The sequence below is a fragment of the Corallincola holothuriorum genome, from assembly GCF_003336225.1.
Taxonomy (GTDB): Bacteria; Pseudomonadota; Gammaproteobacteria; order Enterobacterales; family Neiellaceae; genus Corallincola; species Corallincola holothuriorum.
The window spans coordinates 50,260-76,314 of the sequence record NZ_QPID01000013.1 but is presented as its reverse complement, the minus strand read 5'-3'; the positions used below and the strand labels follow the sequence as shown (position 1 = coordinate 76,314).

Sequence of the window (26,055 nt, the reverse complement as noted above, 5' to 3'; positions counted from 1 at the left end):
TTTAGTTCGGTTGCCGATACTAAGGGTAATCGCATTTTATAAGAGGTCAGTATGCGTTTTGCATCCTATGGTTATCTACCGCTTCTCGTCGCTATGCTCTCTGCATGCGCGACGGAGACACCACAAATGTCTGCTGAGGAGCCTCGGATGCCAATTGAGCCGGTGGCGACCCATGCGCTGTCTGATGAGGCTTGGGCAAGCAAAAGTCGTTCAGTCATGATCAGTAGTCATGTTGAGGCGATGGCTGAAGAGCTTGTTGGCACGATGTCGCAACGTTGCTTCAAAATGATGGCTGTCGCTTCTTTTGTCGATATCGAAACGTTAAATGTCAGCTCTCCGTTGGGCACAGCATTAGCGGAAAGTTTTATTACTCAAATGCAACAGCAGGGCTGTAAAGTCGTCGACTTTAAGCTGCGAAATGACATCCTGGTGACCTCGACAGGAGATTTTGTTTTTAGTCGTAACTTCAACCAACTGAAAGGTGACCTGCCCATAGTGCAAGTGCTTAGCGGAACGCTGCAGCCGATGTCTAAGGGGGTGCAGGTTAATGTGCGACTGGTGGATATTGCCAGCAAAATTGTGGTCGGGTCTGCTCAGGGATTTATCCCCAATGAGCTGCTCGCCGAGATCACGCCGAGTAGTATGCGGGACGGTGTGCAATTGATGAAACAAGGGTGATGACAGAGGCAGTTATGATGAATATTCAGATATCAGTGATGTTGTTTTTGTCCTTGGTGCTTTCTGGCTGCAGTCAGATGTTTGACAAGCATGTGGAGTGGGAATCTGTGCCCCCAGATCACTATCCAGTTTTGCATGCCGTTGGCTATGCCCCGATCAGCTCGCAGCCTGGCTTGGATGAAAATACACGAATGTTGCAAGCGATAAGGGCGTCTAAATTGGATGCTTACCGTGAACTTGCTGAACAGATTTATGGCCAACAAGTGACTGCTGGCAGCAGCATGGGAGGCAGTGAGCTGTCGGAAGATCGTCTGCAAGTAGCTGTTAGTGGTGTTGTGCGCGGAGCTAGGGTTATCAGAACGTACCCATTAGGCGATCTCTATGCTACGGAGCTGGAATTGGACATGGCTGATGTACAGCGTGTCTATCAATCACTTAATCCGCCCCGTCGAATTCACGACGTTCAGTACTATTAGTCTTATCCGTGAAATCGTATCAAGTTTATTTTTTCTTGAGCGGGTATGAAAAATTACCCGCTTCAAAAATCCTGCACTAACCTTTAGATAACTGTTAACTGAACTGGCAGGCTGCTGTAACGCTATCCAGTTTCATCGTCGCGAGGATGACAGCAATGATGAAGCGCCCTGTATATGAATTACTTCCCTATCTTTATTTGTCAGCTGGGTTTATCGGTATCGCCAGTTTTGAGCTTGGTTGGGGGCAAGTGTTTGCCATTTTGTTATTTCTTGGTGGTGCTGATATTTGGATCTTGCGGTCTAATTATCGGCGGAAAGATAATGGCAAGAATCAACGCAGAGTCCATGATCGGATTCGACCGTTTTGGCTCTATGAGGCGTTACCCTTTTTAATTGTGTGTATTAGTGGTGTGGTACTTGCCGCGACCCGCGATTCAGCATTAAGTTGGTTGTTAGTGGCGCCAGTGGGTTACGCATTTTGGCGTGTTGAACAGCGAGTTGAATACCGACAACACGGCTGGATGCAGCTAACGGACAGTCATTCGACTAAATAATCTTGCTAGGCGGCAGGGCGATAAAGTTAAACTTTAAAGCCATGCCCCAGTTTGCCACCGGATTTTGCCTGACCTGTTTGGTCGTAGGTTACCCCTGCTTTTTCATTTCTAACACCTGCCAGCATGCTCTGTAATCGCGCTAATCCTGCCATACTCATTTTTAACGCTTGACCGTTAATCTCATTGAGTTGCTTGCAGGTTTCTAACATCAGTTCGATCTGTTGCCGAGCCTCATTGTGGTTGGCGTTCTCTTTGCTGGCGAGTAAAGGGGCTAGTTGCGCATCGGCTTGTTGCAATGCGGTCAAGTGATGGGTTTTCTGTTGCGAGATGTCGTTGATTTTCTCTATATCGCGGTGCTTTAGAGCCTCAAGCTCCTCTTTTAGCAGCCGTTGCAACGCCTCAAGCTGCTGAACCTGATGATCCAGCAGTTGTTTGATAGGGTCCTGGTTTTCCAAGCGCTTTACTCCTGATTGGTATCTAATTTATACCAAACAGCTCAGACTCCAGTTTTGTCATCGCTTTCGCCAGCTTGTCAGGATCTACTTTGTAGTTCCCCTCACTGATCGCCTTACGCAGTTCCGCGACTTTCTCCTGACTAACAGAAGGTGCTTTAGCCATCGCCTTTTGCGTTTGCGCCAGTTGCTGCGCCTGCGGTGTTATTGAAACCGAATCCTGTGCCTGTTTGGCACTTTGTTCAGGTGCTTTTGCCTGTGTTGTGGCCTGCTGCTGGACGTTTTGCTGTCTCGCTTGCTTATTGGCCACCACATCCTGTGGTCTCCCAGGCACAATCTTATTCAGATCAACCGCCATTTGTGCTTCCTCGTGGGATAAAATCTCGCTATCCCTTTATCGGCAACCACCTGACAAACTTTAATACTAATTTGGTATTTTTTTGTTAGATAGCGACAGTCACTACTCCGACTGCAGACACCTGTGCCTCAAGGGTGTTTCCTGACCGACTGTTTTTAATTCTCACTCGTTCGCCGAGACTGGCATCGCTTAACGCTATACCGTCAGCTCGAATATGAAAAACATCGGACTTCACCACGATTGTAACTGTTTCTCCTTTGCATACAACACAGAGCTGTTGCTCCAAGATGGGAGAGTTGACACGTACCTGACGTTTAAGCTTGGCACCGATCACAGATTCCATCTCAGAAACGACGCTGCCTCTCGTTAACATGTTTTCTTGATAAACTATTTTCAAATGCTGCCGATTAAGCACTGTGCCTTTCGCTAGGCCTATTTTGGCGACGACGACTTGGCGCATCTCTTTAATTTTTACTGGCAGATAGATCCGCCAGGGAGATGAGCCTTTGCAATGCAATTGTACGGTGACATTCCGACTGAGGCGCTGTTTTCCGGGGATCGCCGCTTCGATATCTGAATCGCATAGTGTGTATCGTGAGCGTGCATCTATTTTATTCGCGGTGATATCCCGCTTGATGTTGTCGTCGGGAAACTGAGCTGCAATAAAGGTTTCAGCTAAGTTTTGTAGGCGCTGGTGAGACTCCCATTGTTCATTGGCATGCACAAACTGTGAACTTGTGACAATAAAAAATATTAGAGTTTTAGTTAATCTGTTCATAGGTTTACTATGCTATGTATTGTGTCAGATGAATGAAGGCGTTCCGTCCGTCAAACATCAGTCACGCAAATTTATAAAAGGAGCGCTGCAATAAGCGTGCCTTTAAATGATGGAGTAAGCTATGGCGGGTATTCTAGACACGGTCAATCAGAGGACTCAGTTGGTTGGCCAAAACAGGCTGGAATTGCTGCTTTTTAAACTGACAGGGCGTCAGCGTTTTGGCATTAATGTGTTCAAGGTCAAGGAGGTGCTGCAGTGCCCGCCATTGACTAGCATTCCCCGTTTACACCCCTTTGTTCGAGGCCTTGCTCACATTCGCGGTAAAACCATCTCCGTGATCGATTTAGGCCAAGCGATTGGCGGACGCCCAATTCAGGATCTGTCGAAGTGCTTTATTATCATTGCTGAGTATAATCGCTCGATTCAGGGCTTCTTGGTCGAGTCAGTAGAACGGATCGTCAATATCAACTGGGAAGCGATCTTACCTCCGCCGAAAGGGGCCGGACGTTATAGTTATCTCACAGCTGTGACGGAAATAGAGAACGAACTGGTTGAGATACTTGACGTTGAGAAAATTCTCGATGAAATAGCGCCGACAGATACCGAGGTCAGCGGTGATCTGATTGATCGCACGTTAGCCGATACAATTGCTGGCCGTGCCGTTTTGATTGCTGATGACTCCAGTGTTGCGAGAAATCAGATCAATAGAGCCCTCAGCTCGTTGGGGTTGACCACCAAGCTGGTAAAAGACGGCAAAGAAGCCTTAGATCTTTTGAAAGAAGAGGCTGAATCCGTTGACGATATTAGAGAAAAATATGCTTTGTTGATTTCAGATGTTGAGATGCCCGAAATGGATGGGTATACCTTAACCGCTGAAATTAGAAATAATCCCAAGTTGCAGGGGTTATATGTCATCCTTCATACCTCTTTGAGTGGGGTATTTAATGAAGCCATGGTGAAGAAGGTCGGTGCAGATGACTTTATTCCAAAGTTCAATCCGGATGAACTGGCTGGTGCGGTTACTCAAGCGATAGAGAAGAGTAATAAATAATCATGATAGCTTTCGAGTAGACGGTGTAGACGTGCCACATAAAACAATAGCTGAATCCGAATATAATGAATTTCGGAACTTTTTAGAGCAACAGTGCGGTATCGTACTGGGCGAAAACAAGCAGTATTTGGTAAAAAGCCGCTTGTCACCTTTGATGAATAAGTTCGGTTTGGCATCGATGTCTGAGTTGATCCGTCGCTCGATGCAGCCTAGAGAGCGAGAGCTGCGCGCATCAGTGATTGACGCGATGACAACCAACGAAACCTTGTGGTTTAGAGATACCTATCCTTTTGAACTGTTGAAGAATCGTATTCTGCCTGAATATGCTCGTCATCGTGGCCCCGTCAAAATTTGGTCGGCGGCAAGTTCTTCGGGTCAGGAGCCATACTCTATTGCTATGAGTTTGTTGGAATACCAGCAAAATAAGCCGGGGGCATTACCGGGTGGTGGAAAGATACTTGGGACAGACATATCCAATAGCATGTTGGAGCAGTGTAAGCTCGCCGAATATGACTCTTTGGCGTTGGCTCGCGGTTTGTCTCCAGAAAGAAAGCGTATGTTCTTTGAAGCATCAGGCGACAAAATGCGCTTGAATGCGAAAGTGCGAGGCTTGGTCAGTTTCCGTCACTGTAATTTATTGGATAGTTACGCCTTGTTAGGGCGTTTTGATCTGATTTTTTGTCGTAACGTACTGATTTACTTCTCTCCTGAAGTGAAATCTAAGATATTGAAGCAGTTTGCTGGCGCATTGAACCCGGGAGGACACCTGTTTCTTGGCGCGTCAGAGTCGATCACTGGGCTCAGTGATGATTTTGAGATGATCCGTTGTAATCCGGGGATCGTGTATAAAGTGAAGAAGTAGCCTGGTTACTCCCTCAATCTGCTTATCTTAAAAATGCGCCATGGTTGGCGCATTTTTTGTCTGTCCTATTTGTATTGCTTCTTTTGCCTTTCGTGTAAGCGCCAAAAATTCTTTGGCATGACTATTGCTTTTACAATTTCAGTGGAGGAATCGTTATGGCTATTAGTTTTGATCGCGCATTGGGAATTCATCAGCACACTGTCGGTATCCGTACCCAGCGGGCTGAAGTCTTGGCTAGTAATATCGCCAATGCTGATACCCCTCAATACAAAGCGCAGGATATCGATTTTAAGCAGGCATTAGCTAATGCGCAGACGCGGCAGGGCTTTGCCATGGCAAGTACTAATGAGCGGCATTTTAATGTCAATTTGCCGCCGACCGGCGAGCTTAAGTATCGCGTGCCCAATCAACCTGATACGGGCGACGGAAATACGGTTGATATGCAGGTAGAGCGGAATAACTACCTGCAAAATGCCTTGGAGCATCAAGCCTCGCTGACCTTCTTAGGCAGTAAGTTCCGCGGTCTTACTTCAGCAATTAAAGGAGAATAGGCATGAGTCTGTTTAACGTTCTAGATGTCGCAGGTTCAGGAATGAGTGCTCAGTCTATCCGTCTGAACACCACCGCGAGTAACCTCGCTAACGCTGACAGTGTGTCGAGCAGTATTGATACCACTTACCGTGCGCGACATCCGGTATTTGCAGCGCAGTTTGACAGCGCCATGCGCGACCAGAGTGCTGTTCCGGTTGAGGTGAAAGGGATCGTCGAAAGTGATAAGCCACTGATTCGACAATATGATCCTGAGCACCCGATGGCGGATGAACAGGGGTATATCTTTAAGCCTAACGTTAATACCGTTGAAGAGATGGCGGACATGATGTCGGCTTCTCGAAGTTATCAAACCAATGTTCAGATCGCTGATGCGGCAAAGCAGATGCTTAATCGTACGCTTCAGCTCGGCAAGTAAGTCGGGTAAGGAGAGCTAATTGTGAGTGAGATAAGCGGAAGCAGCAATTATATCGATCAGTTGAGTTGGCAAGAGCCGCAAACGGAAATCAGTGATCAACCGAAAGACACCATGTTGTCGCAGGAAGATTTCTTTCAGCTTTTGACCCAGCAGCTGGCGTATCAAGATCCGTTTAAACCGGTTGAGAACGCTGAGATGGTGGCGCAGATGAGCTCGTTTACAACGGCGGAAGGCATCGGTCAACTAAATGAACAGATGACAGGTTTGAACTCCATTATGAGTTCGAGCCAAGCACTACAAGCTTCATCTTTGGTGGGCCAAAAGGTATTGGTACCGACAGGCTATAGCCATAAGACGGATACCACAGGCATTGATGGTGTCGTGAGTTTATCTGCGCCAACAAATAACGTCACCGTTCGCATCGAAGACACCACAGGGCAGGTGGTGCATTCCATTACGATGGGGGCAAAGGAGGCTGGAAATGCCCGCTTTGAATGGGACGGTACAGATGCAAGCGGCAATCAGTTGCCGCAGGGTAATTATGTAGTGAAGGCATACGCTCTTCAGGGAGATAGCAGCGTCGAACTGCCAATCTCTACTTACGCCAAGGTTGATAGCGTCAGTATTAGTGGCGCCAACGGTGTGGCATTAAATCTGCAAGGTATACAGGGTGGATTCCGCTTAAGTGACGTTCTTGAAGTTGCTAAAGGCTAAAACAGGCCAAGCGAACACCAGATAAATGGGAGTATGAAGTTATGTCTTTTAATATTGCGTTGAGTGGGATTAACGCCGCTCAGAAAGATATTGATGTTACCGCCAACAATATCTCAAACGTAAACACCTTCGGCTTTAAAGAGTCGCGAGCTGAATTCGCCGACGTTTATAGTTCTAGTGTGTTTAGTAACTCGAAAACAACGGTTGGCCAGGGTGTCACTACTGCAGATGTGGCGCAGCAGTTTAGCCAGGGCTCATTCCTGTTCTCGAATAACTCCCTGGATTTGGCGATCGATGGCAGTGGTTTCTTTGCTACCTCAGCCAACGCGGAAGATCTTGACGTTAACTTGACTCGTGCTGGCGCATTTAAGCTGGATGAGAATAGCTTTATGGTTAACTCTGCAGGGCAATTTTTACGCGTGTTTCCGGTAAACCCGGACGGTACCGTTTCTTCGGTGGCGTTAGCTTCGACTATTCCGCTGCAGATCCCATCCTCAGCAGGGCAGCCGCAACCAACAGCTAATGTCGATATTGGCTTGAACTTGCCCGCGGGTGAAACGGCTTTAGATCCGGCAAACTTTGACCCGACGGACAACACCACATATAACGCTGCCACATCACTGACTATCTACGATTCCCTTGGGCAGAGCTACGTAGCAACCACCTATTACGTAAAGGATACTAACGTAGCGAATCAGTGGGCGATGTTTACCACGATGACAGATCCCAACGGCTCGCAGCCTGTCGATATTGTTGCACCGCCACCGCCGCAAACTCAGCCTACCGGTGCTAATGGTCAAACCGGTATGTATATGAACTTTAATGCCGATGGCACCGTGGCTTCGGTTAACGGTGGTAACCCTGTGGTTACTGAACCCTTGGGGGTTGCTCCTCCGGGTGGTGCGGGCTTGGATATGGGCGGTGCCGATGTGAACCAGACGGTTACCTTCAATTTCAACAACCCGACTCAGTTTGCTTCCGCTTTCGAAGTTCAACAACTGGCGCAAGACGGCGTGACAGTGGGGCGTTTGACCTCTGTTGATATTGGTAGCAGCGGGTTAGTCAACGCTACTTACAGTAACGGTACAACACAGCCATTAGGTAAAGTGGCGTTGGTGAAAGTGGCGAATGAACAAGGTTTGGCGCCTGTCGGAAACACGGCGTGGACGGCTAATCAATCGTCTGGTGATCCGATTGCAGGTGAAGCCGATCAGGGGTCATACGGGCGAATACTGTCGGGTACATTGGAACAATCAAATGTAAACCTGACCACTGAGCTTGTTGATCTGATCACAGGTCAACGTAACTTCCAGGCTAACTCTCGTTCTCTGGAAGTGAACAACACGATCACCCAGACTATCCTGCAGATCCGATAACGCAACGATAGTTCGTCAATGCCGCCCGCTCCGAGGCGGCATTTTTTTGCCACTTTTTCATTCCCTTCCTTTTGTTATCAGTTGGTTACCCATTTGGCATAGTCATTGCAATATCGTTGTTAGACATGTTTTTTTGACACCGAGGTCCCCATGGATCGTTTTATGTATCTGGCTATGAGTGGCGCCAAGCAGAACTTTCACAGTATTGGCGTGCATGCCAACAATTTGGCGAATGCAAATACCACAGGTTTTAAGGCCGACCTAGAACAGTCCCGTGCCATGCAGGCGTTTGGTGAAGGTTTACCTACGCGTGTGTTTGCGATGACGGAAAATCCTGCGTCAAGTTTGCGTGGCGGTGCTTTGGTGACCACAGGCCGTTCTTTAGATGTGGCGGTAAAAGGTGACGGCTGGTTAGCCGTGGCTGATGGTCAGGGTCAAGAAGCCTATACCCGTGCTGGCGATCTTGTTGTTTCGCCGGAGGGGTTGTTAACCAACGGTTCTGGCAGGGCGATCCTAGGGGATGATGGCGCACCGATAGTGGTGCCTCAGCCGTACGCCAAAATAGAGATCGGCGGTGACGGTACTATTTCTGTTTTACCCACTGGTGCGCCGCCTACTGCGGTTGCAGCGGTCGGGCGCATTAAGTTAGTCCAGCCTGATAAGCAGGCGTTGGACAAAGGGCTTGATGGCCTCTTTCGCCTGAAAGGGGATGCTGCTGCGCTTGGCGATACATTAGCGCCGGCCAATGCTGACATCACATTGATGAGTGGCGTATTAGAAGGCAGTAATGTGAGCGCAGTAAGTGAAATGACCAGCATGCTTAGCTTGCAGCGTCAGTTCGAAATGCAAATCAAAATGATGCGGACAGCAGAAGATATCGATAAATCTTCTGATCAACTGTTGCGCCTCGGCTAATCACTGAACAGTAAGGAGTTAGCATCATGAATCCAGCACTTTGGATCAGTAAAACCGGTCTTGATGCCCAGCAGACCGATATTTCAGTGATATCGAACAACCTGGCAAATGCCAGTACGGTGGGGTTCAAGAAGAGTCGCGCCGTGTTCGAAGATCTCTTGTACCAGACGATTAATCAACCGGGTGGTTTGTCATCCGCGAATACTGAGTTGCCTACCGGCTTGATGCTAGGTGCCGGCGCCAAAGTGACGGCGACACAAAAGACCTTTACGCAAGGTAACTTGCTCAGCACTGATAATTCGATGGACTGGACGATTCAAGGGCGAGGCTTCTTTCAGATCCTATTGCCTGACGGCAATATTGCTTATACCCGTAATGGTCAGTTTACCCTCAACGAAGATGGGCAGATGGTGACTAACGGCGCAGGTTACGAGCTACAACCAGCGATCAACCTGCCACCCGATGCGCAGTCGATGACAGTTTCTGTTGATGGTGAAGTGTCTGTCAGACAACCTGGCAACACCGATAACGTCGTTGTAGGCAACGTTACCATCGTTGATTTTGTCAATCCCAGTGGCTTAGAGCCTATCGGTGAAAATCTCTATTTGGAAACCGGCTCCAGTGGCGCAGCCACCGAAGGTACACCGAGCTTGGACGGCCTAGGTTCTATTCGCCAAGGGGTACTGGAAACTTCCAACGTGAATGTCACCGAAGAGCTAGTTAATTTGATCGAAAGTCAGCGGGTCTACGAGATGAATGCAAAAGTGATCTCGGCCGTTGATCAGATGATGTCATACATCAATCAACAACTTTAGTAACCTGGTGTAGAGCGATGAAAAAACTAATTCCATTATCGGCGCTGTTACTGTCTGCTTGTTCCAGCGTATATCAGGTGCAACCTGATGACCCCTATTACGCGCCGCTGATCCCCGAGATGCCGGAAGAGGGCAACATGGTGCTCACCGGGTCAATGTTTCAGGATGTGACGGCACAGAACCTTTATTCCGATATTAAGGCACGCCGTGTTGGCGATGTGATCACGGTGAATTTAGTTGAGAACACCACGGCGAATAAAGGTGCCAAGAACGAGTTGGATAAGTCCTCGTCGGTGGGCTTGCAAACGCCGGTATTGATGGGAAGCCCGTTCACCATCAATGGTAACGAGCTTAACGCCAGCATTGAAGGTGATAACGAGTTTGAAGGGGAGTCAAAGGTTCGCCAAAACAACTCACTGTTTGGTGCTATTTCGGTCAGTGTTGTACAAGTGTTGTCTAACGGCCATCTGGTGGTACGTGGTGAAAAATGGATCACCATTAACCAAGGTGATGAATATATCCGTTTAACCGGGATTATCCGGCCTGAAGACGTGACCGGCGATAATAACGTTGACTCTACCCGTGTGGCTAATGCACGCATTCAATACAGCGGTACCGGCTCTACCCATGACACGCAAACTCCTGGTTGGTTGACTGGCTTCTTCAATAGTCCAATTTGGCCTTTCTAAGGCAGCAGGTAATAGCTATGTGGACGCGACTGATTTTATTGACTGTTTCATTTCTTGTTTGTGGTGTGACGAGCGCCGAACGGATTAAAGATGTCACGACGATCCAAGGGGTTAGGAACAACCAACTGGTTGGTTACGGCCTAGTGGTTGGTTTGACAGGCACCGGCGAACAAGCGCGATACACTGAACAGAGCTTTTCGACTTTGTTATCCAATTTTGGCATTAACCTGCCTCCCGGCACGCGCCCAAAGATTAAAAATGTCGCCGCTGTCGCTATCCATGCAGACCTTCCTGCTTTTACCAAGCCGGGGCAAACCATTGATATTACAGTGAGTTCAATCGGTAGTGCTGAAAGCCTCCGTGGTGGCACCTTGCTACAAACTTTCCTAAAAGGGGTTGATGGTAAAATTTATGCTGTTGCCCAAGGCAACCTCGTGGTCGGTGGTTTTGGTTTTTCCGGTGAGGATGGTTCAAAAGTAATCAGTAATACACCGACCGTCGGACGCATCGCCAACGGAGCGATTGTCGAGCGTGAAGTTCCCAGTATGTTTAGCCAGGGCGATTACCTGACATTTAATTTGAACAATCCCGACTTCTCTACAGCCAAGCGCCTGTCTGATGTGATCAATGATTTAGTTGGCCCTGATACGGCGCGCGCTATCGATGCAACCAGTGTACGGGTTACCGCGCCACGGGATGTTTCTCAGCGTGTCGCGTACTTGGCAACGCTGGAAAACCTTGATTTCGAGCCTGCCGATGAGTCTGCCAAAGTGATCGTCAACTCCCGTACCGGCACTATTGTTATTGGCAAGGATGTGCGCTTACTGCCTGCGGCAATTACTCACGGCGGCATGACCGTTACTATCGCCGAAGGGCAAGATGTCAGCCAACCGGGCGCCTTTTCGGGCGGTGATACCGTGGTAACGCAGGAAAGCTTAATTGATGTTGCTATCGATGATGCGCGTATGTTTGTGTTCAATCCTGGTACCACCCTTGACGATTTAGTGCGGGCTATTAACGCGGTCGGTGCTGCTCCTGCCGACGTCATGGCGATCTTAGAAGCGCTGAAGCAAGCGGGTGCGCTTCGTGGCCAGTTGATCATTATCTAAAGGTGCTGAGATGATCGATGCCGACAGATTTGCCCAAAGCCGCCAGGTTCATGACATCCAAGGTCTTGATAGGCTGCGTCAAAGTGCTCAGCAGAATGAAGAGGAAGCACTGCATGAAGTGGCAAAGCAATTTGAAGGCATGTTCGTACAGATGCTTATCAAGGGGATGCGTCAGGCGACCGAAGCGTTTGAGTTAGACAGCCCATTTAGTAGTAATTACACCAAATTTTATGAACAGATGGGCGATCAACAGATGGCCCAGGATCTGACACAGAGCGGCAGCTTCGGTTTGGCCGAATTGATGGTTCAACAGTTACGACCCGACGGCGATACCGTGCGCCCGGCATCAACGTTGCGAACCGACGGCAGCGATCAACTGTTTCCCCAAACACAAGATGTATCTCCAAGTCTGGATCCAATTACAGAGAGTCAGTCTGGCGTGGCCTCCGGCAATAGTTTGCCGCTGGCGCCCTATTTACGTTCCGATACACATCAGAAATTGATGGCGGAACAGCAAGCGGCTAGTCAACAAAACCCGCTTGATGCAATTAAGGCAAAACTGGCGGCCAGTTCGGTGGCTATTACTGGGGCTGAGCCGATAACCCAGAGTGACAAATCAGATCCAAACGCTCTCGACAATTCAAATGATGTGGCTGATCCCAAAGGCTTTTTACAAAGTGTCGACTTTTCGTCGCCGCAAGCTTTTGTTGATTCAGTGATGCCATACGCCAAAAAAGCGGCGGATGCGTTGGGTACATCACCTGCCGTGTTAATCGCGCAAGCGGCACTGGAGACCGGCTGGGGGCAAAAGGCTATCCGCCGTGGTGACGGTAGTAGCAGTAATAATCTATTCAATATTAAGGCCGATCAGCGTTGGCAAGGAGACATTGTCAGCGTTAATACCCTTGAATATGAACAAGATCTGCCAGTACAACGTCGCGCGGCCTTTCGTGCCTATGACTCTGTTGCTGAAAGTTTCAATGATTTTGTTGATTTTCTTAAAAAATCCTCACGTTATCAACCTGCTATTGCTGAAGCGAAAGATTCGGCAAACTTCTTGCATAATCTTCAACAAGCTGGATATGCGACGGATCCCCGTTATGCGGATAAGGTCCTGAACGTACTAAAGCAAGTTAATTCTCTGCTTTAACCAAACGGTTTTTTGAAGGAGCGCCATTATGGCTGTCGATCTCTATCAGTTGGGCGTCAGCGGTTTGCTTTCGTCACAGAAGCAACTGTCGACAACCGGTCACAACATTGCCAACGTCAATACGGAAGGGTACTCGCGCCAGCGTGTTATCCAGGATGCGGCTCCTGCGTTGTGGGAGGGGGGCAGCTATTTCGGTACCGGTACTCAGGTTATTGATGTGCAGCGCTCGTTTAACAAGTTTGCCTATCAAGAGTTGGTATTTAACCAGGCACGCCTTTCTGGCGATGAAACCCGTGGTCAAAAGATGAGCGAGTTGGATGAGTTGCTCTCTCGGGTCGGTGCTGGTGTAGGTACTTCCTTAAATGAGCTCTTCTCTGCGGTTAACAGTGTGGTTGATACACCGAATGATATTGGTGTACGTAATGTGATGCTCTCTAATGCTGATACTGTGGCTTTTAACTTCAACTCCATTCGCGCCACGCTGGAAAACCAGTTGCAGGGGATAAACGAAGACATTGAAGTGGTTGCAGACCGTATCAGTGAAATTGGCGCCCAGATCGCTGTACTTAACCAAGATATTATCTCTGCTGAAGCTAACGGTATTAACAACTCTCCCAATGATCTGCTCGACAAGCGCGATGGCCTGGTCAAAGAGCTGGCGGAATACACGACAACCTCAACGGTCGACAATGGTGATGGCTCAATCACCGTTTTTATCGGCAATGGCCAGACATTGGTGACTCAGGTTAACTCGTTTGAAATCAGTGTCAGAACGGGTAATCCTGATCCGCAACAGACGCAGTTGGTGCTGACGAACAATGGCAGCGGAACGGTTCCATTAGACGGCGCACGTATGGGTGGACAGATCGGCGCTATGTTCACCTACCGCGATAACGACCTGCGTAATGCAATAAATGAATTGGGTCTGACCGCCATGGCGGTTGCTGACAGCTTCAATCAGCAGCAGGCACAAGGTTTGGATCTGGATGGCAATATAGGTAACGACCTTTACCGCGATATTAACGATATTGAAGTGGCGCGTTTGCGCATGAAGTACGACAGCAGCAACGCGGGTAACATGGTCGGTAACGTCACCATCAATGATATGAATATGGTGACAGGTGATGACTATGAGGTGGCATATGATCTTGGCACCAATAGTTACACCATCACCAATACCAATACGGGCAGTAACCAAACAGTGGTTAGAGGGGCTGCACCGTTTTCCTTTAGTTTTGAAGGCATCGATTTTAATGAAGAATCTGGTGCGCCAGCTGACGGCGACACCTTTCTTCTGCAGCCTACCGCCAGCGGCGCTGCGGATATCCGGCTGGAGATTGATCAACCAGAACGGATTGCAGCCTCCTCTATAGCTGAAGTCACGGCAAATGAGAAAAATGTCGGTACTGGCTCTGTCAGTATCACCAATACCACGGGGATCGATAATTTTAACGTTGGCGGGTTAGCATTTCCTTATGAGGTGCGTTTTGTAAACGCAGTTCCCGTCCCTGGTGGTACGCAGTACGACGTCGAGATTTATGATAACTCGGGTGCATTGTTTAGCGCATTGCCTGGTGCTTATGATACGACGGCGCAGCCGACAACGATTAATGTTCCCCTCGCGCCGGGTCAAAGCTTTGATATCGAAATTGAAGGTGATCCGGTTGGCCAGCCACCTAACGCCCCCGATACCTTCGCTGTTGAGTATGTCTTTGGCTCAGGTAACAACAAAAACGCTTTGGCGATGGCTGATCTGCAAACAGCAAAAGTGGCGAAAAATGGTCGTTCGACCATGTTCGATAACTTCCAGAGTTTAGTGACCGAAGTGGGCGCTGCCACCCAAACCGCAGAGATTAACTACAACACATCGCTTGCCTTATATACCCAGGCAGAAGAGCGGATGCAGTCTATCTCTGGCGTGAATCTCGATGAAGAAGCGTCAAACCTACTGCGATTTCAACAGAGCTATAACGCAGCAGCCCGGATCATTACGGTAGCAGGTGAGTTGTTTGACACCCTGTTAGCCTCGGCGCGTTAAGGAGCTAATCATGCGTGTCTCAACGTTTCTCTTTTACCAGACCAATACCGTTAACATCACCACTAAGCAGTGGGATGTAAACGAATCTATCCTGCACCTCTCTTCGGGTAAGCGGGTGATTAACGCCTCTGATGATGCGGTGGCAGCAAACTCTATTTTGAATTTTAAACAGTCAATTACCACGACCGAGCAGTATCAGCGCAATGTGGATTTTGCCAATAACCGGATCAGTGCGGAAGAGACTTCGCTTAAAGCGACAGAAGATATCTTACTGCGGATCAAAGATTTGACGCTGCAGGGTAACAACGGTGCATATACCCAGGAAAACCGCATAGCGATCGCTGAAGAACTTGAAGCGCGATTCGACGAACTACTGGCTTTGGCTAATACCAGAGATGAGGGCGGTAATTACGTTTTTGCCGGCTACCAAACAGAGAATCAGCCGTTTAATAAGCAACCTGACGGCACCGTGATCTATCAGGGTGATGACGGTCAGCGACTCACCAGTGTCGGTGATGGGGTAAAGGTGGCGACCAGTGATTCGGGTCAGCAGATTTTCCAACAGGCACCTAACAGTACCGGCGATTTCCGCCCTGATTATCGTGATGCGACAGGCTTGGTCACCAACACCGGTGGCGTGACAGTCAAAAATGCGTCGGTTGTTGATCGTGGGGTGTATGACACAACGGCATTTCCGCCACCCTATACAGTGAACTTTGTTGACTCAGATGGTGATGGTGAGCCAGAAATCGAAGTATTGGATTCCACACTACCGGTGCCTAATCCTGTACCTGTGTTTGATTCAACGGGGACGCAGGTTTATCCGCCACCACCGGCACCAGCTCCTGCCCCCGCATTTGTGCCCGGAGAAAAATATACCTTTAACGGTGTTGAAATGCAGATCGATGGCGAACCCAATGTGGGTGACTCGCTGACGCTGAACGCCGATGAAGAGGTCGGCATGTTTGAAACGCTCAGAGATGTTATTGAGTGGCTTAAGGTACCGAATGAAGACGGTATTAATCCTGATGACATCAGTAAACAGCAGCGCCAGATTGATATTGGTCACTTGATCGACGACATCGATAGTATCGCAATCCATGTTTCTAGCCGTCGCGGCACCATCGGTGCGCGCTTAAATACGGTCGCAACCCAGGAGAACGTGAATGCGGAATATATCTTGACCTTAGAGACGGCTAAGTCGCCTTTGGAAGATTTGGACTACACCACGGCAATCACTGAATTTGAGCGGCAAAAAGTTGCCCTGCAGGCGGCACAAACCGCCTTTACTCAGGTGCAGAATTTGTCACTGTTTAATTTAATCTAATAAAACATGCCTAAGGTTATGAATTTTAAGGTTTATTAAACTTGGCACACTAAATGCTTTAATAACCTTGACTGAAAAACAGGCAAATTTTTGACAGGCAGACGGATTACTTTAATTGCACCGGATGCTTGAACTAGTTGGAGGCTAAAGATGGCACTTTCAGTACAAACAAATGTTTCATCACTGAACGCGCAGCGTAACTTATCCAAGTCTTCCGACGCACTGGGGACTAACTTCCAGCGGCTCTCCTCTGGTTTGAGAATCAACAGTGCGAAGGATGATGCGGCAGGCTTACAGATTTCAAACCGGTTGACCTCACAGATCAGCGGATTGAATGTAGCGGTTCGTAATGCAAACGATGGCATATCCATGTCACAAACCGCTGAGGGCGCATTGCAGGAAAGTACAAATATCTTGCAACGTATGCGTGACTTGGCAATTCAATCAGCGAACGGTACTTTTTCCGATTCTGATCGGGCAGCACTGCAAGATGAGGTGTCTCAATTACAGGCTGAATTAGATCGTATCGCGGAAACGACGACCTTCGGCGACCGCCCCTTGCTTGATGGCAGCTTTGGTACAGAAAGCTTCCAGGTGGGTGCGCAAGCATTTGAGACCGTAAGTGTTTCGATTAACTCGTTCTTTACTGATGATATGGGGACTCAAAACTATGCGCTGCAAAAGGCAGAAGTTGGTGGGTCCTTTACCTCGATAGGGGCTTCAGTCGGCACAGCGAGTATTGTTAGTGGCTCAGGAACAACCATCGGCTTGGGTGGTATTGGTATTAATACTGCGGCGACGCTGAACCATTCCCTTGGGGATACCGGTTTAACTAACAGTAATAACACGTTGAGCATCGCTGGTCCGTTAGGTGATGGTGTTATTAATGTTAATAAAAATGACAGTGCTTATGATCTGCAACGCAGCATTCAGCAAAATACCTCTAAAACAGGTGTAGATGCAGATGCTAGAACGGTCGTAGCGTTGGATCTGTTTACCGCATCATCAGCGACGTTGACAAACTCAAGCGGTACGATTGATACCGTCGGTGGAGCGCTGTCTGCTACGACTACGGTGACATTTAGTCTGCGTGGTATGAATGATGATCCGACAGCTCAACCACCTACGATTAAAGTGGACTTAGAAAATACAGAAGATCTGTCTTCACTGGCCAATGCTATTAATGCGGTAGCCAATGAAACTGGTATTGGTGCGTCTGTAGCGCCTGATGGTCGTCTGTTATTGGTATCTGAACGAGGTGATACCGTTCAAATTGACGATCTTCAACTTTCCGGAGCTGGATCCACTGTCGGTATCAATGCGGCAACTTATGAGTATGAAGGGGATCTAACTGACAATAGTAATATCCTCTCGTACGGTGAGATTGTGGCAAGAACGGATACGACGATTGGTGGTGCTACGACTGCAACTGACAGTGCTGTTGACTTCGTTGGTACGGTGCGCCTGACTTCTAATGGCGACTACGCCATTGCTGCAAATACTGAAGTTGGCGCTAGTAGCCTTACGTCGGGTATTTTACAGGACGGAGCATTAGGTGGGGCGGATGAGCTAAGTGCGTTAGAAGGCGTTGACACGATCAATGTTTCCACTGCCATTGGTGCACAGGTTGCTATTGATGTGATTGATGGCGCACTTGCTTACATAGATAGTCAGCGTGCGAGTTTGGGTGCGGTACAAAACCGTTTATCAAGTACCATCTCTAACCTAACCAACATTTCTGAAAATGCTTCAGCATCGCGATCTGGTATTCGCGATACCGACTTTGCATTAGAGACATCAGAATTGTCTAAGAACCAGGTACTTCAGCAGGCCGGTACGTCAGTATTGGCTCAGGCTAACCAGGTGCCACAGGCGGCGCTATCGCTCTTGGGTGGTTAATTCGCGACCTTACTGAGGTTAAAAAGGGACGGCATGCCGTCCCTTTTTTTGTGCGTGGTCAATTTATAAACAGCTCGAAAGCGTCTATACTCCAGTCATAAATGTGACGGAGATCTCTCTATGCAAATCGATTCAGGCGCGGTGGCGTCATTTTCCAGTTTTGAGCCTAACCGGGTGCAACAACCTTCTGTTCCTGATCGCCAGCAGATAGCAAGCCAAGAGCCTGGAGTGGCTGAAAACGTGCAAGAGAGTAGGGATACTGCAAGGCAAGTTGCGGTTGGTGTGGCCGAAGTTAATACGCAGCAGCAAACCATAGATACTTATGTCAATGCCTCAACAAGTAGCAGTGATGATGGTGGCTCATCGGTTACGGCGGCAGATGTGCGTGATGCACAGCAAGCGGCAACTGAACGCAGGGCGACAATTGAAGTACTTGATAGGGCACAAAATGGTGAGTTGGGTAACCCTTCAGTCAATCCTTTAGGTCAGTTAATTGATACGACAGTGTGATCAATATCTTAGTTAGATTGTCAAAAGGCGCCTCATGGCGCCTTTTTTGTCAGTTTTTTTAACATTGTTATCTTGTTGAAAAATAAGTAATTTATTTTGTTTTGGTGGTTGATTGAGCAGTTGTTGTGATTTTTTCTTTAAAAAAAACTAAAGCTTCTTTTAGCGGTGCCGTTACTAAGTGTGAACAAACAACATAGTGTTACTTAGCGTCAAGCTAGAGTATGTGGAGAATTTGACATGGCACTTACAATTCAAACAAACGTATCATCGCTAAATGCGCAGCGTAATTTGAATCAATCCAACAGTGCGTTGGGTACAAACTTCGAACGCCTCTCATCTGGCTTGCGCATTAACAGTGCAGCTGATGATGCAGCGGGTTTGCAGATTTCAAACCGTCTGACCTCTCAGATTAATGGTTTGAACATCGCAACACGTAACGCAAACGATGCAAACTCACTCTCGCAAACTGCGGAAGGTGCACTGCAAGAAAGTACTAACATTCTGCAGCGTATGCGTGATCTGTCAATCCAGTCTGCAAACGGTACTTTCTCCGATTCAGACCGTAGCGCACTTCAAGAGGAAGTGAACCAGCTGCAAGACGAACTGGATCGTATCGCCGATACGACTACCTTTGGTGACCGTAAGTTGCTTGATGGTAGCTTCGGTACAGAAAGCTTCCAGGTCGGTGCGCAAGCATTTGAAACAGTATCTGTATCTATTAACTCTTTCCAGACAGAGTCAATGGGTGCGCAAACCTATGAGTTGCTGAAAACCGAAGTCGGTGGCAGCTTCACTGGCGTAGCTGTTTCAGAAGGTACGGCGTCAGTTGTGACCGGTTCTGCTTCGGCAATTGGTTTAGGTGGTATCGGCGTAAGCACTGCGGCCACTGCTGATGCAACATTCGGTGGCACAGCACTGACTAACAGTGCGAATACACTTAATATTTCTGGTGAGCTGGGTTCTGCTACCATCAATGTCGACGGCTCAGCATCTGCTGGCGATATCGCTAAGTCGATTAATGATCAAAGTCAGGCTACAGGCGTAAATGCTGATGCCCGCACTGTCGTTGCATTGGACTTCTATAGCGCAGGTGGTTCTTTCGCTGCGAACTCATCAGGCACTATCAATACCTTCGGTGGCGCGTTGACTGGTACTGCAACATTGACCTTCTCGCTGCGTGGTTCAAATGATGACTTGGCGACTGCGCCAACCATCAAAGTAGACATAACCAATACTGAAGATCTTTCATCCCTGGCGAATGCGATTAACGCTGTTGCTGATGAAACCGGCGTTGGTGCTAATGTAGGTGATGACGGTCGTCTGATATTGACCAGCGAAAGCGGTGATACCATTCAGATAGACAACCTTCAGCTCACTGGCGTGGGTAGTACTGTTGGCATTGATGCGGCAACGTATGAGTTCTCTGGTGATACAGATGACACTGCTAATATTGCTTCTTATGCTAACTTGGTTGCCACTACAGGCTCTACCATCGCTGACGCAGCGGCCGTAGGTGACAGTGCTGCAGACTTTGTTGGTACAATTCGCCTGACTGCGAATGGTGACTTCAATGTTCAAGCGAATACTCAAGCGGGCGCAAGTGCTTTGTCTACTACCATTCTGCAGAACGCTTCGCTGGGTGCCGGGGCAGAGCTAAGCCAGCTGGATTCTGTTGATAATATTGATATCAGCACAGCGATTGGCGCACAGGAAGCGGTATCGGTGATTGATGGTGCATTGTCTTACATCGATAGTCAGCGTGCATCACTCGGTGCGGTTCAGAACCGTCTTGATAGCACTATCTCAAACCTGAGCAACATTAGTGAGAATGCTTCAAACTCACGTTCAGGTATCCGTGATACTGACTTCGCAGAAGAGACGTCAGAGCTGTCGAAGAACCAGGTGTTGACTCAGGCTGCAACCTCAGTGTTAGCGCAGGCTAACCAGTTGCCACAGGCCGCATTGAGTCTTCTTGGCTAACGGAGCTAGACTTAGTGGGTAAATGACAACGGCAGGGAAGATCTAATCTTCCTTGCCGTTTACCCATTTCAGGTAAGTAAGTTTTGGAGGAGTTTTTATGAGCGTCGATGCAATACAAGCACAAGCAACATCAAATCCTCAGTTGCGCACTCAGCCTGAAGCGGTCACTCCGGTACAAACTGAAACCGCCACGGAAAGCCAGGTAAAGCCTGAACAGGTGCAGCCGAGTGAGCAAATACAGGAACAGGCTCAACAGCTGAAACAAGAGCAAGAAATTGATCGCCAACGATTAGAAGAGATGGCGCGAAACCTGCAAGAGTTTGTGCAGTCATTTAATAAATCACTGACGTTCAGTGTCGATGATGCGTCAGGCAGGGATGTTATCAGTGTTAAGGACAAGGTTAGCGGTGATTTGTTGCGGCAAATTCCTTCCGAGGAGATGCTGAAACTTGCCGTTAGATTATCTGAGTCCAACAGTTTGTTTTTAAAAACTGAAGTCTAGCTAAGTATAGAGAGTAAATTATGGCTGACCTTCCAACGATTAGCGTACCCGGTATCGGTTCCGGTCTCGATGTAAATGGCATCGTGCAGGGGCTTATTGATGTGCGCAAGGTACCTATCACGGAACGAAATGATGCCAAAATTGATTCTTTTAGCAATCAGATATCTGCAATTGGCTCACTGCGGAGTGCACTGAGTGATTGGCAGAAATCTTTATTTGAGTTGAAACTAGATAACAGTTTCAACCAACGCTTAGTTACCTATGGCAATGAAGCAGCGGAAGAAAAGTTTACCGTTACCGGTGACTCTACTGCTTCTGAAGGCAGTTACGATATTGAGGTAATGCAGACGGCACAGGCTCACAAGTTGACCTCAGATTTTGCGATCGGTGAATTTGAGGCCGTGGGTGAAGGCACCATGGATATCACCGTAGGCAGTGAGACCTACAGTATTGAAGTGAGTGCATCTGACACACTCAACGATGTTAAAAATAAAATTAACGATATCGCTGGTGCCAGTATGAGCGCGTCAATTGTAAAGACCGACACCGGCGTGCATTTGTCGTTAGCGAGTAAAGAGACTGGCGAAGCAAATGCGATAGAAATCGCAGTGACTGACGTTGATGGTGTTGCTGATGCCAACGGTCTATCCCGATTGCAGTACGATGCCAATTACAGTGCGGATATGCAGGAAGTTCAGCTCGCTCAGGATGCCAAGATCAAGGTGGATGGCTTTCTTGAAATTAGCTCTGCAACCAATAAGTTTGAAAACGCTATCGACGGCGTCACTATTTCAGTAAAAGAAGCTCACCCTCCAGGTGAGAGTGATAACTTTAATTTGTCGCTGGATAAAGAGAGCACAAAAGAAAAGATTCAAACATTCGTCGATACATATAATCAGGTTTTGTCTGTTGTTGATAATTTGACCTTTGTTAATCGTGATGGCTCGGGTAACAAAGTTGAAGACAGTAATAGCGAAGACAACAATACCGCGTTAACAGACGAACAGATTGCGGCGCAGAAAGCTGAACGCGAGAAGGGTACGTTAGCTACTGATTCAACGGTTAGAACCATGATGAATCAGATCCGAGCAACCATGGCCGATGCGGTTAAGACCTCGGATGGCAGCGCAACCTCGTTATCTGTTCTCGGGTTGGAAACTCAATCTGATGGCAGTTTGAAAATTGATGAGGGTAAGCTTGATAAAGCACTCAATGAAAATTTTGATCAAATCAGCGAAGTGTTTTCAGGTTATGACACGCTGGATGTCGATGGAAATGTCATCTCCTCAACGCCAGGTGTAGCCGACAAACTGAATGATCTTGTGCGAGAGTATGAGAAGTTTGGTGGCATATTGCAGACTAAATCCAGCTCCTTTTCTGACTCGGTAGATAAAATCAATACTGAGCAAGATAAGTTTGATGAAATGATAGGGCGCTATGAAGCGCAGCTTTACAACCAGTTCTTATATCTAGATAAGATATCTGCACAATTAGACTCCGTCAGCTCTTTCTTGGAACAGCAGTTAAGCAACCTTCCTGGCGTAGTGAAAGATAAGAAATAAGTTTTACTCCACACTTCTTTCAAAGGGCACCCAAGTGGTGCCTTTTTTGCATTAAGCTCTTAGTAGACAAGATTTTGACATTGCGCGCAGCCAGTTTGATGGGGCGTGGTACTCGGAGCCTACTGTATGGCAACTCAGATCGATAAAAATGGATTGAATATCTTACGTCAGGTATTGAATCTAACCTTCAATAAGAACCTACAGTTTTTGCAAGAGCGCTTTCCTCATATTGCTGCTCGTTTTAAAGAGCATAAACCGAAAAGCATGGGGCTGGAGATGGATCCCCTTGGCAGGCTGAATATCTGCGGAGCGGAAGGGTTTATCTATGACGGTGATCCGAAAGAGATCTGCGCTAAACAAGCGAAAGATTACTTTGACCGCCCAGTCACAGGAATATATCGACTCAGCCAAACAGGCTGGGAAGCTTCAATGAAGTTGTTCCGTCATGCCAATCTATTGAAAGAGCTGGTTGAACTCGGTGAAGAACACTCTAAAGAAGCCGTCGCATTGGGTGAGCGGGATCCCTACCATTGGTTTCCTTTCTTTACCGTGCTGGGGGTAGGTATTGGGTATCACTTGGAAACCATTCTTGCCCACGCAGAAAAGATAGGTCACCTGTTTATCTATGAGCCTAACGATGATCTGTTTTTTGCTTCGCTACATGTATTTGATTATCGGCAGTTGTTTGAAGCGTTCACTAAGCAGAATAAAGGCATCACCCTGTTGGTTGGCTGCGAACAGGAAGAGTTTATTCATACTGTACAAAAAGTGATGTTTAAAATTGGTATCTTTAAGTCATGCGTGTTACCGATTTATCGACATTATGACAGTAAAACCGCGGATGAAAGTTTAAAGCGCTTCTTTGATAACCTCAGTAATTTTTATGCTGGCTTTGGCTTCTTTGAAGATGAAGTTATCTCCACGCGTCATACCATGAAAAACATGGCGGGCGGTTGCAATCTCATGGCTGATAGCCCTTCAGGGCATGAATTCGATCGCCCCGTATTTATTTGTGCAAATGGCCCCTCTATCGATTATTCCCTCGATTATATTCGAGAGCATCGCGACGATATTATTTTGGTCTCTTGCGGTACCGCGTTAAAAACATTACATAATGCGGGAATTAAGCCTCACATCCATATTGAGATTGAACGGGTTGAATATTTAGCCGACTGGGTTCGGGAGGTCGATCCTTCAGGTGAGTTCGTTGGGGATATTCACTTGGTAGGAATGAATACCCTATCACCCGGTGTGGTTGAGCAGTTTAAAGAAGCGACCCTTTTCTGGAAACCGAATGATGTCGGCACAGAGCTGGCTCGCGTCACGTTGATGAAGGATTTTCATCAATATCTGCATCTCTTCAACTCCAATCCAACCGTATCGAATGCTGCGATGGCATTGGCTATCCACTTTAAGGCGCCTCAAGTCTATCTATTTGGTGTTGATGTGGGGTACGTGGATCCGAAATACCACCACTCTAAAGACAGCGCATATTATGGTGAGTTTAAAGGCGCATTTGAGAAAGGTTCTTCCGGGAGTCATAAGCCGGTGCCCGGTAACTTCCGCGAAAAGGTTTCGACCAGTGCGGTATTTGACTGGTGCCGTCATGTGCTTGAGTTGGTGATCCGTATTAAGGGTGAAGGAACCGAGGTGTTTAATACTGCAGACGGTGCACGTATAGAAGGTACCACCCCCTGTCGTATTGAAGATATTGAGTTGCCAGCACCTAAGAGCGAGCCTTTTGATCCTGATGCATGGATCGCAGCAGCGAGGGTTAAGAAGCCGGTGACGTTTGAGATCTTGTACGACAACTTCAAACAGCGTCAGCGTACTATCAGGAAGCTACTTAAGTTTCTGACTGACGAGCGGGTGCAGGAGATCGATTGGGCAACGAATGATGTCTTTGAGCTGTTCCAAAGAAACCATCTCGAACTTCGTAAGCATATTGGTGGTCAGGACAACCCTGCGGTGCGAATGATCGAGGGCAGTGTGACCTACCTGCAGATCACCATTTTGGGCTATCTCCACATGATGCCTAACGCTGAGGTTCGGGCGCGATTTGTAACCGCAGCGATGAAGATCTTTCATCAGTACTTCAAGGAGATGAAGGGGATTTTCAAGGGGTTGGAGCAAGAGCTGAAAGAACTGGAAGAGAGCCGAAAGTAATAACTGCTGTCATTGTAATTTAAGCAAAAGGCGACAATCCGTCGCCTTTTGTTTTTGTGGTGTTAGGTTAATAACTCCCAACTGACCGGGGTGCCCCTTGTGATATCTTTTGCCGCTTTTTTTCCAATAACGTCATCATAAAACTTTGGCGCAAGCCCCTGGCCTGGTCGTATCCTGCGCACATGCTGCGGCGTGATCGTTTCTCCTGCCAAGGCATCTTTAACAAAAAAGAGCGAGCGTCTAAAAGTCAGATTAGCTTCTTCTACAGGCTTCCTCTCGTAGCCAGCTTTGCCTATGGCTTGCCACGCAATTTTCGTCTCCTGGCATAAGGTTTTGAGCTCTCCTGGCTCTAGCGAAAAAGAGGAGTCTGGACCTTTATCTGCGCGGCTGAGAGTAAAGTGCTTTTCTATCAGGTTTGCTCCTAAGGCAATAGATGCCACGGCAACCGTCGTGCCCAGAGTATGATCTGATAACCCTGTCAGTACGTTGAAGCGAGCGGCCAGATCAGGGATTGTACTTAAATGACTTTGCTCGGCTGGCACCGGGTAGCCACTGATACAGTGCAGTAGAATAATGTCACTGCAGCCATTCTCTTTTGCCGTTGTGACGGCTTCTTCTATCTCCGATAAATTCGCCATTCCAGTGGAGATGATCATCGGTTTACCCGTTTCAGCTACGCGTTTGATTAGCGGCAGATCGACAGCTTCAAAGGATGCAATCTTGTAAGCAGGGGCATTGAGCGATTCCAGTAAGTCGACAGCGGTTTCATCAAATGGGCTACTGAAGCAGGTGATCCCCAGTTCATGGGCTTTGTCGAAGATAGCCTGATGCCATTCATAGGGCGTATGTGCTTCTTGGTAAAGTTGATATAGAGAATAGCCATCCCAGAGGCCGCCCTTAATTTTAAAATTGGGCTTATCACAATCAATGGTCATGGTATCGGCTGTATAAGTTTGGATTTTTATCGCATCGGCACCAGCAGCCTTCGCCGCTTCAATATGTTTGAGTGCACGTGACAGATCGCCATTATGGTTGGCTGACAGTTCCGCGATAATATAGGGCGGATGTTCAGGACCGATTGGTCTGCCATCGATGATGACTGCTTTGTTTGGCTTTTCCATGGCGCT

General features: G+C 47.9%; 26 protein-coding genes. 22 read left to right on the top strand and 4 right to left on the bottom strand.

What is annotated here, in order from left to right; translation table 11 throughout:
* Nucleotides 1–126 precede the first annotated feature (126 nt).
* The 3 genes from DU002_RS17755 to DU002_RS17745 all read left to right on the top strand — a co-directional run bounded on the left by DU002_RS17755 (nucleotide 127) and on the right by DU002_RS17745 (nucleotide 1,708).
* The gene (locus tag DU002_RS17755; protein WP_114339794.1) at nucleotides 127–678 is read left to right on the top strand and encodes a FlgO family outer membrane protein; all 552 of its coding nucleotides are present in this window, start codon (nucleotides 127–129) and stop codon (nucleotides 676–678) included.
* Between the two features lie 17 nt (nucleotides 679–695).
* Nucleotides 696–1,154, top strand: coding sequence for an LPP20 family lipoprotein (locus DU002_RS17750; protein WP_114339841.1), 459 nt, complete (start codon nucleotides 696–698; stop codon nucleotides 1,152–1,154).
* A 155-nt stretch (nucleotides 1,155–1,309) separates the two neighbouring features.
* Complete coding sequence (locus DU002_RS17745; RefSeq protein WP_114339793.1) at nucleotides 1,310–1,708, top strand: hypothetical protein; 399 nt, start codon at nucleotides 1,310–1,312, stop codon at nucleotides 1,706–1,708.
* A 26-nt stretch (nucleotides 1,709–1,734) separates the two neighbouring features.
* Here the strand turns inward: DU002_RS17745 and flgN are convergent, their stop codons facing one another.
* From flgN to flgA, 3 genes are all read right to left on the bottom strand, one after another.
* Nucleotides 1,735–2,163: a flagellar protein FlgN gene (gene flgN, locus DU002_RS17740; RefSeq protein WP_158538129.1), complete on the bottom strand. Its 429-nt coding sequence runs from the start codon at nucleotides 2,161–2,163 to the stop codon at nucleotides 1,735–1,737.
* Between the two features lie 22 nt (nucleotides 2,164–2,185).
* The gene (flgM, locus tag DU002_RS17735) at nucleotides 2,186–2,518 is read right to left on the bottom strand and encodes a flagellar biosynthesis anti-sigma factor FlgM (RefSeq protein ID WP_114339791.1); all 333 of its coding nucleotides are present in this window, start codon (nucleotides 2,516–2,518) and stop codon (nucleotides 2,186–2,188) included.
* 85 nt (nucleotides 2,519–2,603) lie between these two features.
* Nucleotides 2,604–3,296, bottom strand: coding sequence for a flagellar basal body P-ring formation chaperone FlgA (flgA, locus tag DU002_RS17730; protein ID WP_114339790.1), 693 nt, complete (start codon nucleotides 3,294–3,296; stop codon nucleotides 2,604–2,606).
* Nucleotides 3,297–3,417: 121 nt separating this feature from the next.
* Here flgA and DU002_RS17725 point away from each other — a divergent pair, with 121 nt between their 5' ends.
* From DU002_RS17725 to DU002_RS17635, 19 genes are all read left to right on the top strand, one after another.
* Nucleotides 3,418–4,347, top strand: coding sequence for a chemotaxis protein CheV (locus tag DU002_RS17725; RefSeq protein WP_114339789.1), 930 nt, complete (start codon nucleotides 3,418–3,420; stop codon nucleotides 4,345–4,347).
* A gap of 31 nt (nucleotides 4,348–4,378) precedes the next feature.
* Entirely contained in the window at nucleotides 4,379–5,209 is an 831-nt protein-coding gene (locus tag DU002_RS17720; RefSeq protein WP_114339788.1) for a CheR family methyltransferase, read from the top strand.
* Nucleotides 5,210–5,364: 155 nt separating this feature from the next.
* Entirely contained in the window at nucleotides 5,365–5,760 is a 396-nt protein-coding gene (gene flgB / locus DU002_RS17715; protein WP_114339787.1) for a flagellar basal body rod protein FlgB, read from the top strand.
* Nucleotides 5,761–5,762: 2 nt separating this feature from the next.
* The gene (gene flgC / locus DU002_RS17710) at nucleotides 5,763–6,176 is read left to right on the top strand and encodes a flagellar basal body rod protein FlgC (protein ID WP_114339786.1); all 414 of its coding nucleotides are present in this window, start codon (nucleotides 5,763–5,765) and stop codon (nucleotides 6,174–6,176) included.
* A gap of 21 nt (nucleotides 6,177–6,197) precedes the next feature.
* The gene (locus DU002_RS17705; protein ID WP_114339785.1) at nucleotides 6,198–6,890 is read left to right on the top strand and encodes a flagellar hook assembly protein FlgD; all 693 of its coding nucleotides are present in this window, start codon (nucleotides 6,198–6,200) and stop codon (nucleotides 6,888–6,890) included.
* Nucleotides 6,891–6,931: 41 nt separating this feature from the next.
* Nucleotides 6,932–8,266: a flagellar hook protein FlgE gene (gene flgE, locus DU002_RS17700; RefSeq protein WP_114339784.1), complete on the top strand. Its 1,335-nt coding sequence runs from the start codon at nucleotides 6,932–6,934 to the stop codon at nucleotides 8,264–8,266.
* A 150-nt stretch (nucleotides 8,267–8,416) separates the two neighbouring features.
* The gene (locus DU002_RS17695) at nucleotides 8,417–9,181 is read left to right on the top strand and encodes a flagellar basal body rod protein FlgF (protein ID WP_114339783.1); all 765 of its coding nucleotides are present in this window, start codon (nucleotides 8,417–8,419) and stop codon (nucleotides 9,179–9,181) included.
* Between the two features lie 26 nt (nucleotides 9,182–9,207).
* Nucleotides 9,208–9,996: a flagellar basal-body rod protein FlgG gene (gene flgG / locus DU002_RS17690; protein WP_114339782.1), complete on the top strand. Its 789-nt coding sequence runs from the start codon at nucleotides 9,208–9,210 to the stop codon at nucleotides 9,994–9,996.
* Nucleotides 9,997–10,013: 17 nt separating this feature from the next.
* Nucleotides 10,014–10,685: a flagellar basal body L-ring protein FlgH gene (flgH, locus tag DU002_RS17685; protein ID WP_114339781.1), complete on the top strand. Its 672-nt coding sequence runs from the start codon at nucleotides 10,014–10,016 to the stop codon at nucleotides 10,683–10,685.
* A 17-nt stretch (nucleotides 10,686–10,702) separates the two neighbouring features.
* A complete protein-coding gene (locus tag DU002_RS17680) occupies nucleotides 10,703–11,794 on the top strand; it encodes a flagellar basal body P-ring protein FlgI (protein ID WP_114339780.1) in 1,092 nt (363 codons plus the stop codon).
* Nucleotides 11,795–11,804: 10 nt separating this feature from the next.
* Nucleotides 11,805–12,944, top strand: a complete 1,140-nt coding sequence (gene flgJ, locus DU002_RS17675) for a flagellar assembly peptidoglycan hydrolase FlgJ (protein ID WP_114339779.1) — start codon at nucleotides 11,805–11,807, stop codon at nucleotides 12,942–12,944.
* A 28-nt stretch (nucleotides 12,945–12,972) separates the two neighbouring features.
* Nucleotides 12,973–14,982 (top strand): flagellar hook-associated protein FlgK, encoded by a 2,010-nt coding sequence (gene flgK / locus DU002_RS17670; protein WP_114339778.1) that lies wholly within the window; start codon nucleotides 12,973–12,975, stop codon nucleotides 14,980–14,982.
* Between the two features lie 10 nt (nucleotides 14,983–14,992).
* Nucleotides 14,993–16,309: a flagellar hook-associated protein FlgL gene (flgL, locus tag DU002_RS17665; RefSeq protein WP_114339777.1), complete on the top strand. Its 1,317-nt coding sequence runs from the start codon at nucleotides 14,993–14,995 to the stop codon at nucleotides 16,307–16,309.
* Between the two features lie 150 nt (nucleotides 16,310–16,459).
* Nucleotides 16,460–18,208 carry a flagellin gene (locus DU002_RS17660; RefSeq protein ID WP_114339776.1) on the top strand — a complete coding sequence of 583 codons (1,749 nt, stop codon included), beginning with the start codon at nucleotides 16,460–16,462 and terminating at the stop codon, nucleotides 18,206–18,208.
* 120 nt (nucleotides 18,209–18,328) lie between these two features.
* Nucleotides 18,329–18,718, top strand: a complete 390-nt coding sequence (locus DU002_RS17655) for a hypothetical protein (protein ID WP_114339775.1) — start codon at nucleotides 18,329–18,331, stop codon at nucleotides 18,716–18,718.
* Nucleotides 18,719–18,955: 237 nt separating this feature from the next.
* On the top strand, nucleotides 18,956–20,698 hold the full coding sequence (locus DU002_RS17650) for a flagellin N-terminal helical domain-containing protein (RefSeq protein ID WP_114339774.1): 1,743 nt from the start codon (nucleotides 18,956–18,958) through the stop codon (nucleotides 20,696–20,698).
* 97 nt (nucleotides 20,699–20,795) lie between these two features.
* Nucleotides 20,796–21,200, top strand: coding sequence for a flagellar protein FlaG (locus DU002_RS17645; protein ID WP_114339773.1), 405 nt, complete (start codon nucleotides 20,796–20,798; stop codon nucleotides 21,198–21,200).
* 20 nt (nucleotides 21,201–21,220) lie between these two features.
* Nucleotides 21,221–22,762 carry a flagellar filament capping protein FliD gene (gene fliD, locus DU002_RS17640; RefSeq protein WP_114339772.1) on the top strand — a complete coding sequence of 514 codons (1,542 nt, stop codon included), beginning with the start codon at nucleotides 21,221–21,223 and terminating at the stop codon, nucleotides 22,760–22,762.
* Between the two features lie 126 nt (nucleotides 22,763–22,888).
* Nucleotides 22,889–24,928 carry a motility associated factor glycosyltransferase family protein gene (locus DU002_RS17635; protein ID WP_114339771.1) on the top strand — a complete coding sequence of 680 codons (2,040 nt, stop codon included), beginning with the start codon at nucleotides 22,889–22,891 and terminating at the stop codon, nucleotides 24,926–24,928.
* A gap of 62 nt (nucleotides 24,929–24,990) precedes the next feature.
* On the opposite strand, the gene pseI is transcribed toward DU002_RS17635, so the two are convergent.
* Nucleotides 24,991–26,049 carry a pseudaminic acid synthase gene (pseI, locus tag DU002_RS17630; RefSeq protein ID WP_114339770.1) on the bottom strand — a complete coding sequence of 353 codons (1,059 nt, stop codon included), beginning with the start codon at nucleotides 26,047–26,049 and terminating at the stop codon, nucleotides 24,991–24,993.
* Nucleotides 26,050–26,055: the final 6 nt, after the last annotated feature.